Origin of the sequence: uncultured Shewanella sp. (assembly GCF_947501665.1) — a bacterium.
Classification (GTDB): Bacteria; Pseudomonadota; Gammaproteobacteria; order Enterobacterales; family Shewanellaceae; genus Shewanella.
This window is the reverse complement of record NZ_CANMWS010000038.1, coordinates 23250-41339: the sequence shown is the minus strand read 5'-3', so window position 1 is coordinate 41339 and position 18090 is coordinate 23250. Positions and strand designations below refer to the sequence as shown.

The 18090-nt window shown below is 42.0% G+C and carries 13 protein-coding genes and 1 pseudogene; 1 reads left to right on the top strand and 13 read right to left on the bottom strand.

Annotated features, from left to right (window positions below):
• Window positions 1–377: 377 nt before the first annotated feature.
• Window positions 378–3101 (bottom strand): preprotein translocase subunit SecA, encoded by a 2724-nt coding sequence (gene secA / locus Q0976_RS21985; RefSeq protein WP_299496559.1) that lies wholly within the window; start codon window positions 3099–3101, stop codon window positions 378–380.
• A gap of 62 nt (window positions 3102–3163) precedes the next feature.
• On the bottom strand, window positions 3164–4063 hold the full coding sequence (locus Q0976_RS21980; RefSeq protein WP_299496557.1) for a peptidoglycan DD-metalloendopeptidase family protein: 900 nt from the start codon (window positions 4061–4063) through the stop codon (window positions 3164–3166).
• A 27-nt stretch (window positions 4064–4090) separates the two neighbouring features.
• Between Q0976_RS21980 and Q0976_RS21975 the strand changes: the two genes are divergently transcribed.
• On the top strand, window positions 4091–4543 hold the full coding sequence (locus Q0976_RS21975) for a DciA family protein (RefSeq protein WP_299496555.1): 453 nt from the start codon (window positions 4091–4093) through the stop codon (window positions 4541–4543).
• 9 nt (window positions 4544–4552) lie between these two features.
• Here the strand turns inward: Q0976_RS21975 and lpxC are convergent, their stop codons facing one another.
• The 11 genes and pseudogenes from lpxC to murE form a co-directional block, all read right to left on the bottom strand.
• On the bottom strand, window positions 4553–5470 hold the full coding sequence (gene lpxC, locus Q0976_RS21970) for a UDP-3-O-acyl-N-acetylglucosamine deacetylase (protein ID WP_299496553.1): 918 nt from the start codon (window positions 5468–5470) through the stop codon (window positions 4553–4555).
• A 181-nt stretch (window positions 5471–5651) separates the two neighbouring features.
• Window positions 5652–6845, bottom strand: coding sequence for a cell division protein FtsZ (gene ftsZ, locus Q0976_RS21965; RefSeq protein ID WP_299496552.1), 1194 nt, complete (start codon window positions 6843–6845; stop codon window positions 5652–5654).
• 31 nt (window positions 6846–6876) lie between these two features.
• Window positions 6877–8112: a cell division protein FtsA gene (gene ftsA, locus Q0976_RS21960; RefSeq protein WP_299496549.1), complete on the bottom strand. Its 1236-nt coding sequence runs from the start codon at window positions 8110–8112 to the stop codon at window positions 6877–6879.
• A gap of 4 nt (window positions 8113–8116) precedes the next feature.
• A pseudogene (locus Q0976_RS21955) lies at window positions 8117–8879 on the bottom strand (cell division protein FtsQ/DivIB).
• Between the two features lie 111 nt (window positions 8880–8990).
• Window positions 8991–10454, bottom strand: a complete 1464-nt coding sequence (murC, locus tag Q0976_RS21950; RefSeq protein WP_299496545.1) for a UDP-N-acetylmuramate--L-alanine ligase — start codon at window positions 10452–10454, stop codon at window positions 8991–8993.
• A 1-nt stretch (window position 10455) separates the two neighbouring features.
• Window positions 10456–11547 carry an undecaprenyldiphospho-muramoylpentapeptide beta-N-acetylglucosaminyltransferase gene (gene murG / locus Q0976_RS21945; protein WP_299496561.1) on the bottom strand — a complete coding sequence of 364 codons (1092 nt, stop codon included), beginning with the start codon at window positions 11545–11547 and terminating at the stop codon, window positions 10456–10458.
• Complete coding sequence (gene ftsW, locus Q0976_RS21940; protein WP_299496542.1) at window positions 11547–12758, bottom strand: cell division protein FtsW; 1212 nt, start codon at window positions 12756–12758, stop codon at window positions 11547–11549. Before ftsW ends, murG begins: the two co-directional genes overlap by 1 nt.
• Window positions 12751–14112, bottom strand: a complete 1362-nt coding sequence (gene murD, locus Q0976_RS21935; RefSeq protein ID WP_299496539.1) for a UDP-N-acetylmuramoyl-L-alanine--D-glutamate ligase — start codon at window positions 14110–14112, stop codon at window positions 12751–12753. The genes ftsW and murD overlap by 8 nt, the downstream gene beginning before the upstream one ends.
• 10 nt (window positions 14113–14122) lie before the next feature.
• Window positions 14123–15205 carry a phospho-N-acetylmuramoyl-pentapeptide-transferase gene (gene mraY, locus Q0976_RS21930; protein WP_299496536.1) on the bottom strand — a complete coding sequence of 361 codons (1083 nt, stop codon included), beginning with the start codon at window positions 15203–15205 and terminating at the stop codon, window positions 14123–14125.
• On the bottom strand, window positions 15205–16611 hold the full coding sequence (gene murF, locus Q0976_RS21925; RefSeq protein ID WP_299496533.1) for a UDP-N-acetylmuramoyl-tripeptide--D-alanyl-D-alanine ligase: 1407 nt from the start codon (window positions 16609–16611) through the stop codon (window positions 15205–15207). The genes mraY and murF overlap by 1 nt, the downstream gene beginning before the upstream one ends.
• Window positions 16608–18089 (bottom strand): UDP-N-acetylmuramoyl-L-alanyl-D-glutamate--2,6-diaminopimelate ligase, encoded by a 1482-nt coding sequence (murE, locus tag Q0976_RS21920; protein WP_299496530.1) that lies wholly within the window; start codon window positions 18087–18089, stop codon window positions 16608–16610. The genes murF and murE overlap by 4 nt, the downstream gene beginning before the upstream one ends.
• Window position 18090: the final 1 nt, after the last annotated feature.

Genomic DNA, 18090 nt, shown 5'->3' with positions numbered 1-18090 from the left:
AATTGCTTAGTAAGCTGCTTTGCCGTGTCAGTGGGTGCGCATTATAGGGAGATTTGAGATTAGCGCAAGGGCTTTTTAAAGAAAAAAAGCATTTATTTTCACTTTATTTATTAAGCACAACTTCCTAACGATTTACCCCCTAAGTTATCCACAAAGCGCCCTGTAAACGCAGATTTAATCGACAATTGGGAATAATCACTATATACAGATTTGCAGATAGATACCTTTTAATAGCGATTTGATTAAAATAGGTGGTCATTCAATAGAAAATCACAATACGATATACAAACCATAAAGTGATAATTCATTCAGGATCAAAAAAGCCAACCTAAATGAGGTTGGCTTTTTCATTATATCAACACAAGCTAAATGTCTATTTAGGTCAATTTGCCATGACACTGTTTGTATTTACGGCCTGATCCGCAAGGACAAGGATCATTACGACCCACCTTATCACCAGAACGAACAATAGGCGTATGAGCAGCATCCGCTTCAGTTTCATTACTACCAACCAATGCATCTGCAGCCGCATGTTGGTAATCACGCTGAATTTTCGCTTCTTCTTGTCTACGCTGGGCTTCCATTTCTTCAACATCAGCTTGCGCTTGCACCTGAACTTTAGACAAAATAGCAATCACGTCTTGTTTTAAAGATTCCAACATATCTTGAAACAGCTGAAATGATTCACGCTTATATTCTTGCTTAGGGTTCTTTTGAGCATAACCACGTAAATGAATACCTTGACGTAAATGATCCATGGCAGACAAATGCTCTTTCCAAAGACCATCAAGCGTCTGCAACATCACTGCCTTCTCAAACTGACGTAATACTTGCTCACCGACCATCTCTTCTTTTGCTTTATAAGCAGTCACCCAAGAATCAACAATGCGCTCACGTAATGTTTCTTCATGAAGATCATCTTCTTTATCTAGCCATTCTTGTACTGGTAAAGATAAACCATATTCATGATCTAAGCGTTTTTCAAGACCTGGTACATCCCATAGCTCTTCGACAGATTGTGGTGGAATATATTGATCAACAATATCATTAACAACATCACCTTGAATGTTCGTAATAGTGTCTTGAATACTTTCTGCATCCATTAATGCGTTACGTTGGTTATAAACGACTTGGCGTTGATCATTAGCCACATCATCAAACTCAAGTAATTGCTTACGAATATCGAAGTTTCTCGCTTCCACTTTACGTTGCGCATTTTCAATTGCACGAGACACCCAAGGATGTTCAATCGCTTCACCTTCTTCCATACCAAGTTTTTTCATCATTGAAGAAACACGTTCTGAAGCGAAAATACGCATCAAGCTATCTTCCATAGAAAGATAAAAACGAGAAGAACCGGCATCACCTTGACGACCAGAACGACCTCGTAACTGGTTATCAATACGACGTGATTCGTGACGCTCAGTACCTAAAATATGCAATCCGCCTAACCCAACAACTTCATCATGACGTACTTGCCAATCCGCTTTCACCTTGGCTTTTTGCTCGTCACTTGGATCTTTGAGTGCATCAATTTCCATATTCCAGTTACCGCCGAGCACAATATCCGTTCCTCGACCTGCCATATTAGTTGCAATGGTCACAGCCCCTTTACGGCCTGCTTGAGCAACAATATCCGCTTCACGTTCATGGAATTTCGCATTGAGTACTTCATGAGGAATTTTTTCTTTCTTCATTAAGCTATGCAATAATTCTGACTGCTCAATCGATACCGTACCCACCAACACAGGTTGCCCTCTTTCACGGCAATCTCGAATGTCGTCAATAATGGCAGTGTATTTTTCAGCAGCCGTTAGATAGACTAAATCAGCTTTGTCTGCACGAACCATTGGTTTATTTGTTGGTACAACAACGGTATCTAAACTATAGATATGTTGAAATTCAAACGCCTCGGTATCCGCCGTCCCTGTCATTCCCGCCAACTTTTCGTATTGGCGGAAGAAATTTTGAAAGGTAATCGATGCCAGTGTTTGGTTTTCATTCTGAATTTTGGCGTTTTCTTTCGCCTCTACCGCTTGATGTAAACCTTCTGACCAACGACGACCCGGCATGGTCCTGCCGGTATGCTCATCAACAATGATAACTTCATCGTCTTGTACAATATAATCGACATCTTTCTCAAAAAGAGTGTGCGCACGTAAAGCCGCATTAACATGATGAAGTAAAGAAATGTTAGTTGCAGAATACAAGGAATCGCCTTCAGCTAACATGCCACGCTCAGTCAGCAATAACTCCACTTTTTCTTGACCACGCTCAGTCATATGAACTTGCTTGGCTTTCTCATCAATCGAATAATCACCAGTACCGGTATATTCATCACTGTCTTCTTTATCTTGACGAACAAGATTAGGAATTAAGGTATTAATCTTAATATAGAGCTCTGAACTATCTTCAGCTGCACCAGAAATAATAAGGGGGGTTCGAGCTTCATCAATTAAAATGGAATCGACTTCATCAATAAGAGCATAATGTAATGGACGTTGAACGCGCTCAGCAGGCGAAAAAGCCATGTTGTCACGCAAATAATCAAAGCCAAATTCATTATTTGTCCCGTAGGTGATGTCTGCATCATAAGCCGCTTTCTTTTCTGCTTGAGCAAGACCGGCCACATTGATCCCAACACTTAAACCTAAAAATTCAAATAAAGGACGATTGAATTCAGCATCACGAGCAGCAAGGTAATCATTCACAGTAATAACATGAACACCTTTTCCCGTTAAGCCATTAAGGTATGCGGGCAATGTCGCGGTGAGCGTTTTACCTTCACCGGTCCGCATTTCAGCAATACGATTACTGTTTAAAATCATGCCACCAATAAGCTGAACATCAAAATGGCGCATTTCAAACACACGTACAGAGGCTTCACGAACAACAGCAAACGCTTCAGGCATGATACTTTCTAAACTTTCATCTTTCTCTAAGCGCTCACGAAAGGAAGCCGTCTTCGCCTTGAGCTCAGCATCGGTCAGCTTTTGATACGCTTCTTCTAGCTCATTCACTTGCGAAGCTATTTTTTTGAACCCTTTGAGCGTACGCTCATTTCGACTACCAAATATTTTTGTCAGTAATTTACCAAACATCTGAACCACTTATTATGTTGTTGGCCAAGTCCCTTTGCGAGTCTGAAAGCCTATTGATATGATTAACCCGCTTTGCGATAAACAAATGTTTTTGGGTCGATTTGTTTTCCATCACGTAGCACTTCATAATGCACATGGGGCCCAGTTGAACGACCAGTACTCCCCATTACAGCTATATCCTCGCCTTTCGCGACAACATCACCAACATGAACAAGTAACGCTTTATTATGACCGTATCGAGTGCGTAAACCATTGCCATGATCTATCTCGACTAATTCTCCATAACCAAACCGCGGACCTGCCCATGTGACAACACCACCACCGGTTGAGACAACTTCGGATCCATCCTTACCGGCAAAATCAATTCCTTTATGAAACGCTCTACGCCCATTAAAGGGATCAGTTCTAAATCCGAAATGGGATGATAACCAACCTTTGGTGATTGGTCGACCTGAAATATAACGTTCTTTATCTATATGGAGATTCGATGACACAGTTTCAAGTAATGAAAGCTGAACATTGTTCTTATCAATACGTGATACCAAACTATCCATATCGGCAAGCAGCTGCTCTATCTCAATATTCGCGCCAATATCACTTAATCCACCTACGCCCACTTCATCTGAGAAATCAAATTGATCGTCTAATTTATTATTCTGTGCGACTTGCTGGCCCAACGCTTCTAAACGGGTTAATTTAGCCTGCATTCGAGCAACATGGGTTGCCAACATAGAAAGTTGGGATGCGGTAGCATTTTTAAGTTCGACTAATTCTTTTTGTTGTTCTTGTCGAGCGGCTTTTTCGCCATCAACATTCACTTGCTGCTGCCGGTATTGCTGTTCATTATGTTCATAAACACCAATACCGGCAGCAATTAAAAGTGCAGGTAATAATAACCAACGCTTTCCGGGCTGCCAACGTTTCGCACCATTTCGACTTTGAATAAAAACTGTTACACTCATAACCTAACCAAGCCATTTTATTATCATATGAAAAAGCTCCCTCTGGATCTTAGCCAACTGCTTCATCAACAAGGCGGCATGCCACAATTAGCTGAAAAAGCAGAACTCCTATTGCATCTAAATCATCATGTAAAATGTGTACTTAAAGGCCCAGTTGCAGAACAATTAAAAGTCGCAAACTTACGTCAAGGGACACTCGTGATTGAAACGAGTACTTCAGTCTGGGCTACTAGAATTAACTTCCAAAAAATACAAATATTACAACAATTGCAAGCAGAAATGTTGCCTATGCTTACTGCTATTGAAGTTAAAGTCAACCCAAGGTTGCACTCTCAACCTTCAACAGTCACATCAAAAAAGAGACAGATAAGCCAGACTGCTGCATCACATATTGAAGCGATTGCGGAGCAAACCGATGGTTCTCTTGCTCAGAAACTAAAACGGCTGGCTGCATTAGCCAGCCGTTCAAGGCAATCTTAACATCAATAATTAAGCGAAAACGGCTCCGGCGGGTACCGTAAAGTTAACAGGGGCGTCAGCTTCTTCAAAGCTCACAATCTCCCAAGCTTCCTGCTGTGCTAACATTGCTCTAACCAATTGGTTATTTAATGCATGGCCCGTTTTATATGCGCTAAACTCACCCACAATTGCGTGTCCTGCTACATATAAATCACCAAATGCATCTAAAATCTTATGTTTTACAAACTCGTCATCATAACGCAGTCCGTCTGGGTTCAATACTCGATATTCATCTAATACTACGGCATTTTCCATGCTGCCACCCAAAGCTAAATTATTGGCTCTTAAATATTCAATATCGCGCATAAAACCAAACGTTCTAGCTCGGCTAATTTCTTTAATGAAAGCAGCCGAAGAGAAATCCATTATCACGTGTTGTTGGCTACGAGCAATTTCAGGATGATTAAAATCAATAGCAAAATTAACTCTAAAACCTTTGAAAGGTTTTAGTTCAGCCCATTTTTCACCATCTTCCACACGGATAGGTTTGGTAATTCGAATATATTTTTTTACAGCACTTTGATCCGCAATGCCAACTGATTGCAATAAAAAAACAAAAGGACTAGCACTGCCATCCATAATTGGGATCTCAGGTGCATCGACCTCAATGATGGCGTTATCAATTCCTAGACCCGCGAGCGCTGCAAATAAATGCTCAATCGTTGAAATACGCACACCATCATCATTCACTAATGCTGTACACATTGTCGTTTCACGAACCTGATCAGCGACAGCCGGGATCTCAACTGCTGGCGTTAAATCTGTGCGCACAAGCACTATCCCTGTATTGATCGGGGCAGGCCTGATGATCAAAGTGACCTTGTTGCCAGAATGTAATCCAACACCAGTGGTTTTTACCATTTCTTTGACTGTTCTTTGAAAAATCATTTAAACACCTGTCATTTCGCCACAAAAGCATGTACAAAACACAAAAATAGTCCTACTGAGCCAAATAGACTCGGCGAATGATTCTAGCATAGCTTTACCAATTAACCAAAATAAGTAGACATACCTAGCCTCACCAAGTATAGGCGACAATTATTCCAATTAACTTCAGCCAGTTAAAATATTAGTCAGCTTGCTTACGTAAAAAAGCTGGAATATCGAGATAATCTAACTCGTTTTTCTTCTCAGGAGTTGGTACGACAACTTGCTGTTGAGGTACTGGTGCAGCATTTCCTTGAGGAATATTTGGCGTTATCATATCTTCAGCAACAAAGCTTTCTGTACGAGGCTGCTCTGTGGTTGTCACAGCAGGCTCAGCACGTGGTGTAGGCTTAGTCACTAATTGAATATCAGGCTTTTTCTCTGCCCCAATACCTGTGGCAACAACGGTAACACGTAGCTCATCACTCATTTCAGGATCAATAACAGCACCAACAACAACAGTGGCATTATCAGAAGCATAAGCCTTGACATGGTTACCCACAGTCTCAAATTCTTCAATGCTCATGTCCATACCGGCAGTAATATTAACCAACACGCCACGAGCACCTGCTAAGTCAATATCTTCCAGTAATGGGCTTGCAACTGCCGCTTCTGCTGCTTCTTCAGCTCGATCTTCGCCGCTGGCAACACCAGTACCCATCATTGCATTGCCCATTTCGGACATGACGGTTTTCACATCCGCGAAATCGACGTTAATCAGACCTGGACGAGTGATCAGCTCAGCAATACCTTGCACTGCACCTAAAAGCACATTATTTGCCGCAGCAAATGCATCCAGTAGTGAGGTACCACGACCTAACACTTTAAGCAGCTTTTCATTTGGAATAGTGATCAGTGAATCAACATGTTTAGCAAGCTGCTCTATACCAAGCTCAGCAAACCCCATGCGCTTTTTCCCTTCAAAAGGAAAAGGCTTAGTCACTACTGCGACCGTTAAAATACCTTCTTCACGAGCCACTTCAGCAACAACCGGCGCTGCGCCTGTTCCTGTGCCTCCGCCCATACCTGCAGCAATAAAGATCATGTCCGACCCTTTAATTGCATTACGGATACTTTCTTTATCTTCTTCGGCAGCTAAACGGCCAATTTCAGGATTTGCTCCTGCACCCAATCCTTTGGTGACATCTCGTCCCAATTGAATTGTCGTACTCGCAGCCGATTTACGTAATGCTTGTGCATCCGTATTTGTTGCAACAAACTCAACACCTTCGATGTTGTGTTTCACCATATGTTCTACGGCATTACCACCGCCACCACCAACGCCGATGACCTTAATCACCGCTTCGTCTGTATGACTGTCCATGATCTCAAACATGGCCTTCTCTCCGTTATGCATGCGTTAAAAACTAAAACTCACCTTTAAACCAGCTTTGGATTCGAGCCCAAAAACTGGAAACCCCTTGGCGTTCTGGACGCTCGAACTGACGTTCAATTATCCGACGTGCGCCATAATGCAACAAACCAACTCCAGTTGAATAGATAGGGTCATCAACATATTCATACAAGCCTTTTACCGGTAATGGCTGCGCCATGCGCACCGGCATACCAAATGTGGCTTCAGCAATGTCTACCGCCCCTTCTATTGATGCCGTCCCTCCTGTTAACACGATCCCCGCTGCAACCTGATCTTCCAGGCCTGAGTCTCGTAACTGTGTTAATACCAATTCAAACAACTCTTGGTATCTCGGCTCTACTACTTCTGCTAAGGTATGTCTCGACATACTGCGTGAAGGACGTCCTCCCACTGAAGGGACTTCAATGCTGTCTTCTCGACTCACCATGGAACTTCTTGCACTTGCATGTTTAACTTTAATTTGTTCGGCATGAGATAAAGGTGTTCTAAATATTTTAGCGATATCATTGGTCACTTGATTTCCTGCAACAGGAACCACAGCACAGTGACGTAGGGCGCCATTAGTGTAAACCGCAATATCGGTTGTTCCGCCCCCCATATCGACTAAACATACCCCTAAATCTTTCTCATCATCCGTTAATACCGCATCAGCTGAAGCGATTGCAGTAAAGACTAAATCATCGACTTTTAATCCACAGCGTTCGACACTTTTTATAATGTTCTTTGCCATATCGTTAGCACAAGTCACAATATGCACTTTGGCTTCCATCCGCATTCCAGACATGCCAATGGGGCTTCTTATTCCGTCTTGTACGTCAATGGCATACTCCTGGGGAAGCACATGTAAAATACGCCTTTCTGTGGGAATTTTGACAGAACGAGCGGTATGGATCACATTGTCAACATCGTCTTGTGTCACTTCTTCATCATTAATAGACACCATGCCATTTTCATTTTGGCATTCAATATGCTTACCTGAGATGCCTAAATAAACTGAAGAAACCTGGCAATCAGCCATTAATTCAGCTTGATCGAGCGCTCTTTGTACACTACGCACAATAGAGTCAAGATCATTCACACCTCCTTTGTCCATTCCTCTGGAAACATGACTTCCTAGACCCACAATGCTAATTTCACCATCAGGTAAGACTTCGCCGATAATAACTGCGACCTTTGATGTCCCTATGTCTAATCCAACGATCAGATTTCTATCTTGATTTTTGGTCATTAATTCACGGCTCTCTTATGTGCATCTTCCCACCCCACGGCCAGTCCTGTGTCGTAACGTAAATCAACAGTTGCCACTTGCTTAACTTTCTCAGCTAATTTCGGAAATACATCAATAAACCTTTGTATTCTCGCCATTTTATCTTCTCTTCCCAGCTCTAGCTTTATACCGTTATCTAACACAGCATGCCAAGCATGCCTTGGATTCAAGCTCAAATCTGTTAAAAAAAAGCCATTAATACTTAATAATTTACTAACTTGTTGATACGCTTCTAACACTTCTTTAGCTTCATCATTTGGGCCAGTTAATTGCGGTAATGCTGTCATTCCATCCTTTTTAGGAGCTTCAAACACATCACCTTGACTATTCAGCCAAGCCGTTTTATTCCAATGTGCGACGGCTTTTTGTTCAATAAGATATACCTTCAATTTTGAAGGCCACTCTCGCCTAACAGATGCTTGGTAAACCCAAGGTAACGCCTCTAATGCACTCTGAACTTGATTCACATCAGCAGAAAAAAAACTTCGCTGCATTAAATTCTCCAAAGCGGTTTGGATCTCCTTATCACTGGTAAAATGCCGCTCACCTTTAATCGCCACCGCCTCAATAGGCAACGCACTTGCATCATGGATAACAGTATTTAATTTTACTGCTGCAATGCCTAATCCGACCAAAATACTGAATAGAAAAAATACGCCAAATGTGAAATACCAATTGACTTGTTTTACATATTGATCAAATGCTTGCTTTTTATTTATCCATGACACTGAAAATAATCCTTTTTCACTGTGCTAGTATAAAACCGCTTATTATATAGTCCCTTAAGAATGAATCAAAGGGTGATCGATAAGCGGCGCCTCTAAACATGTCCTGAAACATTAACTCATCGTCTTCATTGTTTCAGCAGACGCTAATAATTGATGTACTAAATCTCGAGAAATCGCACCAATATTACCTGCACCTTGTGTTAATAACAGATCCCCATCTGCTAACATTTCGAGTAACAAAGTCTCTAGCATGGCTTTATCTGAAATAAAAACCGGTTCTAATTGCCCACGTTGGCGTATCGAGCGGCAAAGAGAACGACTATCGGCCCCTGCAATGGGGGATTCACCAGCACTGTACACATCAAGTAATAATAAACAGTCGACTTGCGATAACACATCCACAAAATCTTCATACAAATCACGGGTCCGACTAAACCTATGAGGTTGATAAATCATGACAATTCTTTTTTCTGGCCAACCTAGTTTCGCGGCTTTAATTGTTGCTGCAACTTCACTAGGATGATGACCATAATCATCAACCAACTTAATCAAACCTTTATTCGTTTCAAATTCACCGACTTGTTCAAAACGCCTGCCAATACCTTGAAACTCAGCAAGCGCCTTATGAATTGCACTATCTTCAATATCATCCTCACAAGCCACAGCTATTGTAGCTAATGCATTAAGGACATTATGCTGGCCTGGCAAATTGACACTTAAAGACACATCATTATAACCTTGCCTACGTACAGTGAATTGACTTTGATAGCCTTTCTGGCTAAAGTTAATTCCCTGAACATCCGCATCCTCACTAAACCCATAAGTCACCACTTTACGACCAAATCTAGGTAAGAGATCTCGCACGATAGGATCATCGATACACGCCACAACCACACCGTAAAAAGGTAAATTATGAACAAATTCAACGAATGTATTTTTCAATTTTTCTACATCTCCGTCATAAGTATCCATATGATCGGCTTCAATATTGGTAATAACACTCACCATAGGTTGAAGGTGTAAAAAACTGGCATCGCTTTCATCGGCTTCAGCGATAAGATAGCGACTACTGCCTAATCGCGCATTCGTTCCAGCACTATTGAGCAATCCACCAATAACAAAAGTCGGATCACGCTGAGCCTGAGCATACACACTGGCAATCAAACTTGTCGTAGTGGTTTTTCCATGGGTACCTGCAACCGCAACACCATGACGATAACGCATCAACTCAGCCAGCATTTCTGCACGTCGTACAATGGGGATCCTTAATGCCTTAGCCGCAATAATTTCAGGATTTTCCATATCAATTGCAGTAGAAACCACGACAACGTCAGCACCTTCAACTTGCTTGGCCGCATGACCAATATGTACAATCACGCCAAGTGATTCTAATCGAGTCGTTACTGGATTTTTAGCAATATCCGACCCACTCAATTGGTAACCTTCATTCACTAAGACTTCTGCAATCCCTCCCATTCCAGCACCGCCAATACCAACGAAATAAATATGCTTAACTCGTCGCATTTCAGGGATCATGCTTCTTAATTGTGAAGACTTCTGTTCTTTACTACTCATATCAAACCTTTTCCGCCAGCTTAATGCACACATTCGCCACTTGCTCTGTTGCATCAACAACCGCGACATCTCTCGCTCTTTGCCCCATTTGATTTAAGGCTTGTCTTTGCGTCGCGAGTAATACTAATTTACTGGTTAATTTTTCAACTGTCACTATCGGTTGAGGCAATAAAAACGCTGCCCCCGCTTTAACCAACACTTGGGCATTTTTTGTTTGATGATCGTCAACAGCATGGGGGTAAGGAACTAACAAACTCGGTAACCCAACGGCCGCAAGCTCTGACACCGTTAATGCCCCTGCTCGACAAACCACGACATCGGCCCAAGCATAAGCTGCTTCCATATCATCAATAAACTCAGTAACTTTAACGCTACCTTCTAACCCTAGTTGCTGGTATTCATGATGAACGGTTTTTAAATTATTACGTCCTACTTGATGCCACAATGTCATCGAGTGTGTTTTACCTATGTTATCCAGTACACTCGGCATGACATCATTAAACACTTTTGCACCTAGGCTGCCACCGACCACTAGTAACTTCAATGAATCATCTGATGCATATTGTTTATTTTCACCCAATACCACTAATTCACGTCGAATGGGATTACCCACAGTCATCGCTTCAGTCGTTTTAAATGTCCCTTCAAAAGCACAAAGCACTTGGGTAGCAATTTTTGACAATAGTTTATTTGTCATACCCGCTATAGCATTTTGTTCATGTAACACTAAAGGAATACCTGACAACTTTGCCGCTATGCCACCGGGACCACTTGCAAACCCTCCCATACCTAACACAACATCAGGTTTAAAGTGACGAATAACTCTGTGAGCCTGTAAAATAGAACGCATAATTTTAAATGGTGCCGCTAACTTGCGAATAATACCATTGCCTCTTACACCTTTAATATCAATAAACTCAATATCGAATCCATGTTGGGGCACTAATTGCGCCTCCATACGCTCAGCTGTCCCTAACCACTTCACTTGCCAGCCTTGCAAAGCCAGATACTTCGCAACAGCAAGCGCAGGAAAAACATGGCCCCCAGTTCCACCGGCCATGATCAAAATACGCTTTATCGATGTTGCCGACATCACCCTTTTCTCCCTTGTACAGCTTGAATCGAACTCAAACGTCTTTCATAATCAATACGAATTAATATCATCGCGGCGGCTGTCATGACCCAAAGGCTACTGCCTCCATAGCTAATAAAAGGCAAAGTTAACCCTTTCGTTGGTAATATGCCGATACTCGCGCCCACATTGACTACGGTTTGAAAACAAAACCAGATCCCAATCCCATAAGCCAAATAACCATCAAATGCTCTATCTATCATTAGGCATAAATTACCTAATTTAATGGCCTTCAACGCCACAAATAACAACACAGATAAAACAATAACTATGCCAATAAATCCTAACTCTTCCCCGATGACTGCAAAAATAAAATCGGTATGTGCTTCGGGTAAATATTCCAGCTTCTGAATACTGTTACCTAAACCTTGCCCTAACCAATCTCCACGCCCATAAGCCATAAGAGATTGAGTTAACTGGTAACCACTACCAAAAGGATCTTGCCAAGGATCTAAAAATGACGTTACTCGCCTCATACGGTACGGCTCTAATAAAACTAATGCCACAAACGCTAAGATCCCAGTTAAAATAAGGGCGAAAAAGTCCAATAGTCGCGCGCCCGCGAGAAATAATAGGCCAACTGTCCCCACAAATAACACAACAACAGTTCCCAAATCGGGCTGCATTAATATTAAAAAAGCATAAACGGCAAAGACTGCAATGGGCTTATAAAAACCCTTCGCATTTTCTCTTATTTCTTGGTGCCGTCTAACTAGGTAACCCGCCATGTAAATGGCAAAAGCTAACTTTGCTAACTCCGCAACTTGAATTCTTATAGGGCCTACTGATAACCAGCGAGTTGCCCCATTAACCGTTGTGCCTACCACTAGCACTGACACCAGCATGATCCCAACAAGCATCAACAACCAAGGGCTCACACGTTGCCAATACTGCATTTCAATTTGCAATATTACCGTAGCAATAATCACACAACCCAATAGATAAATCATTTGTCTCACGACAAAATGAAATGGATCACCTGTGAGTGTCCTTGCTTCTGGCATTGAAGCTGACATCACCATGACAAAACCAAACCCTAATAACCCAATAATGGCGAACAGCAAACCTCTATCGTATAAACAGTTATTATCATTATTGTCACGCAATAAATTCCATTTAGGCCAATGGAGATTTTGCCCCAATAAATGCATACCTTTAACGACGCTACGCATCTTGCTTCTCTGTAAAAAGTGCACTGTTTGTCATACTTTGCTCATCCAAATTAAGCACTCGCTCTTTAAAATCATCCCCTCGAGCCATAAAATTTTCATACATATCCAAACTCGCACACGCAGGCGATAACAAAACAATATCACCCGGCTGGGCAAGTTCACTGGCTTTTGTAACGGCTTCTTGCATCGATGAACAGGAATGATAACCCGCTTTTAATCGACCAATTTCATCTCCATCTCGGCCTAAGGTAATAAGGCTTTTCACCCTCGCCAACCCTTTCGATAAAGGCGTAAAGTCAGCGCCTTTCCCCTCTCCACCAGCAATCAAAATAACATGGCCATCAAGAGACACTAACCCTTCTAATGCAGCTAATGTTGCTCCCACATTCGTCGCTTTAGAATCATTGATATAGCGCACACCATTAATAAGGCCGACTTGCTCACAGCGATGAGTCACCCCTAAAAATGTTTTCGCAACCTGTTTCATTGCACCATATTCAATTCCAGCCCTATCAGCTAATGCCATGGCTGCAATAATATTTGCTTGATTGTGCTTTCCCACTAACGCAAAATCGCTCACTGGTATAATGGGTGTGTCGCCTTTAACCACATATCCTTCTCTCAATCCCCAATTATCACCTTGTGGTTTATCTAAGCCAAAACTGTTGAGGTCGCCCCATTCATTAGTGAATGTTAATATATCATTTCGATTAAAAAAAGCAGCTTTACTTTGTGCATACAAACTCAGCTTCACTTGTCTATATGCTTCAATCGATGAATATCTATCCATATGATCTTCAGATATATTTAAACAAGTCGCAGCAATGCATCGTAAACTATGGGTGGTTTCTAATTGGAAACTTGAAAGTTCTAAAATATATAAATCAGCAGGCTCAATGAGTAAATCCAGCACTGGAATGCCAATATTCCCCCCAACACAGTAACTCATCCCCGCTGCTCTAGCCATTTCAGCGACTAAGGTCGTCACCGTTGTTTTCCCGTTTGAGCCAGTAATGCCAATGACGCAAGCAGGTTGATGATTAAGCGCTCGAGCAAAGAGTTCGACATCCCCCACCACCTCAACACCAGCCTTAATAGCGCGAGCGATTGCAGGTGTACTTAAGGCAATGCCAGGGCTAATAATAATTTGCTCAGCTTGCATGAGCACCCCAGCATCAAATTCACCTGTGATCAAATCCACATTGGGATACTCTTTAGCGAGTACACTCTCACTGGGCGGTGTTAAACGAGAATCCATGACTAAGGGCACCACACCTTGCGTGCACAAGTAACGCACAACCGATAACCCTGTTGCGCCTAACCCTAATACTATGTGTGAATACGGCTTACTCATATTGTCATGTTTACCTTAACTTTAATGTCGCTAAACCCAGTAAGACTAAAAACAAGGAAATAATCCAAAAGCGCACGATCACTCTCGGTTCTGGCCAACCTTTCAATTCATAATGATGGTGAATAGGCGCCATACGGAAAATACGCTGCCCACGTAATTTATAAGAGCCCACTTGCAAAATGACAGAAATGGTTTCAACAACAAATACTCCCCCCATAATAACAAGTAAAATTTCCTGACGGACCAAAATGGCAATCACACCTAATGCCGCACCCAAAGCGAGTGAACCAACATCCCCCATAAAGACTTGTGCGGGATAGGTATTAAACCACAAGAACCCTAGACCTGCGCCCACAATTGCCGTGCATACAATCACCAACTCAGCCGAACCGGGTAAGTAAGGAATATGCAAATAATTAGCAAATTGAGCATGGCCAGATAAATAAGCAATTAACGCAAAAGCTGCAGAAACCATCACTGTAGGCATGATAGCTAAGCCGTCAAGCCCATCAGTTAAATTCACCGCATTACTGGATCCAACAATGGTAAAATAGGCGAGTAGAATGAAAAAACCACCTAATTGTGGCATCACATCTTTGAAAAAAGGCAATACGAGTTGTGTCTCACCAACAGTTTCAGCCGAGCCATATAAGTAAACTGCTACCAGTAAAGCCGCTAAAGATTGGAAAAAGTATTTCCATCTTGCAATTAGACCTTTAGGATCTTTACGAACAACTTTTCTATAATCATCCACAAAGCCAATCAGACCGAAACTGCCTAAAACAAATAATAATGTCCATACATAACGACTCGATAAATCCCCCCATAGCAGCACACTGATAAAAATACTGCCTAAAATGAGTAATCCACCCATTGTTGGCGTACCGCGTTTACTAAAGTGGGATTCTGGTCCGTCATTGCGAACAACTTGACCAATTTGCATTAACTGTAGGCGCTCGATCATTTTCGGCCCCCACCATAAACTGAATAATAATGCGGTTAACAAGCCCAATATGGCTCGAAAGGTGACATAAGAGAAAACATTGAACCCACTGTAAAACTGGGTTAAATACTCAGTCAAATAGACTAGCATTAAACAAACTCCCCGTGCCCATAGGCAACTGTTAAGGCTTCAACAACACGCTCCATTTGAGCGCTACGAGAGCCTTTAACTAATACAGTCACCTCATCTGGCAACTTATTAATATAATTGATTAAATTATGTGATAGCTGATGAATGTTCAGACAATGTTCACTACCAAACGCTCGACTCGTTTCTTGGGTGAGCTCCCCCACACATAATACGTTTTGAATTCCACGTTCTTTCGCAAGTAATCCAATTTGCTCATGTAAAGCCGATGCATTGTCCCCTAATTCAGCCAAATCGCCCAGAACTAAACACGTATTTCCACCAATTTCTTCTAGCCAGTTTACTGCAGCAGTGACCGAACTGGGGTTCGCATTATAACTGTCATCAATGACACGTACTCTTCCTAAAGTTTTTGGCTGCATTCTCCCTTTAACAGGAGAAAGCAAAAGTAACCCCTCCTTAATATCATTTAAGGATAAACCTAATGCTAAACAAATCGCACTCGCACCCAATGCATTACTGACTTGATGACGCCCCGCTAACGGCAAGGAAATATCACAGATATCTCCGTTATAATGAAGTTCAAAGCGATAACAACCTAAATGATCTGACACCAAAGATTTCGCCATCACATCTGCAGCATGTGCAATACCAAATGTCAGCTGCTGATGATTTTCTGAGGCTGTGTGCATCACCTGAGCAAAATCATCATCGGCATTGATCACCGCAATCCCATCAGGCTCAAGATGATTGAAAATTTCTGATTTCGCTGCTGCAACACCGGCTAATGAGCCAAAGCCTTCTAAATGTGCTGAAGCCACATTGTTTACCATAGCAATACTTGGCTTAACCAATGCTGAGGTATAATCAATTTCACCCTTATGATTTGCCCCTAATTCAAAAACGCCGAATTCATCTCCCATTTCAAGCCGTAACAAGGTTAAAGGTACGCCAATTTCATTATTAAAATTACCAGCTGTATACCTCACACTATGATGCTGAGATAGAATCGTTGCCACCATTTCTTTAACGCTTGTTTTACCATTTGAACCGGTAATTGCCACACTTGTCGGTCCCACAAACTCTCGAACAAAAGCCGCTATTTCCCCCATGGCCGTTTGGGTATCTGGCACCACAATTTGAGGAACATTAATGGGCAGTCTTTTCTCGACTAATAAAGCCACCGCACCATTATCAACCGCAGATTGAGCAAATTGGTGACCATCAAAATTGTCACCTTTCAAGGCGACGAACATACCATATTTAGGAATATGACGACTATCTGTGGTCAATTGATAAATATAGATATCAGAACCTTGTAGCTGAATAGCATCTAACTCATAAGGCTTACTGCAATGCGAACTTTCCCGTAAATGTTCACAAATTTGAGATAAAGTTAACACTATCATGAGGTCCCCTCCGTTAATGCATAAGCTAACTGACGCTCATCGTAATCGTATTTAATCCCTTTCACTTCTTGGTAAGTTTCATGCCCTTTACCCGCTAATAAAATTAAATCGCCTGGTTGCGCCTTCATCGCAACCTGCCTTATGGCTTGCTCTCGGTTAACTTCCACCAATACTTGAGAGGACTCACTTAATCCAGTTAACATGTCTTCGATAATATTATGAGGATCTTCACCTCGAGAATTATCACTGGTTAACATGACATGATCAGCCCCATTCTCAGCCGCTTGAGCCATTAAAGGACGCTTGCCTTTGTCTCTGTCACCCCCACAGCCGATAACGCACCATAACTTTCCATCACAATGCACACGCAGTGCTGACAATGCTTGAGTCACAGCATCGGGAGTATGAGCGTAATCAACCACCAAAGTAACACCATCATGTCGTGTAAAGCGCTCCATTCGCCCAGCGACAGGCGTCAATTGAGGCACTAATGATAACAAGGTCAACATATCCTCATTTAGCCCATATAACGCTGTGAGTGCGGCTAATAAGTTCGATAAATTAAACGCACCTAATAACGGTGATTGAAATTCCGCTTCACCTTCAGGCCATACAAGAGTAGCATTCACACCGAATGCACTAAATCTGATATGTTTTGCATACACCGCGGCATTTTCATCGCCGACTGCACTAAAGTTTAATAAATTTAGTGACTTGCTATTGTCTTGTGCTAACGCCTCTAGCCAAGTTCGACCTAATGCATCATCTTGATTAATCACTGCCGTTTGCACACTAGGAAACTGAAACAATCTCTTTTTCGCAGCGCCGTACTCATCCATACTGCCATGATAATCAAGATGATCTCGGCTTAAATTTGTAAAAATGGCTAAATCAAAAGGCACCGCTTGCACGCGTGCTTGCACTAAACCATGGCTTGACACCTCCATGGCACATAAGTCGGCTCCTTGACGATCAAAATGCTGTAATTGCTGCATTAATGTCACAGCATCTGCCGTCGTATTTTGACTTTGTACTAACTCACCAAATAATCCATTACCTAAGGTCCCCATGACCGCTGATTTTTTACCTTTCAAATGCAAAAGCTGTGCTATAAATTGGCTCACCGATGTCTTACCATTGGTGCCAGTGATCCCTACTATTCTTAATCGCTCACTAGACAGAGGATAAGCGTGAGACGCTAAAGCTGATAACTGATTATTGAGCTGAAAGAATGAAATAATCAGTTGCCCATCATTCAGTACTTTTCCGTGCTCTGTGGGATCATCTGTATGCATCAACACCGCTACAGCCCCAAGGTGAAATGCTGCTTGTATGTAATTTCGACCATCAACAACATGACCTGGGATCGCGATAAAGAGATCCCCCTTTGAAATATGACGGCTGTCTAAAGTCATATTGTTAATATTTTCCGCACCCGAATAATGAAACCAAGGCGCTAATAAATCTTGCAATAACATC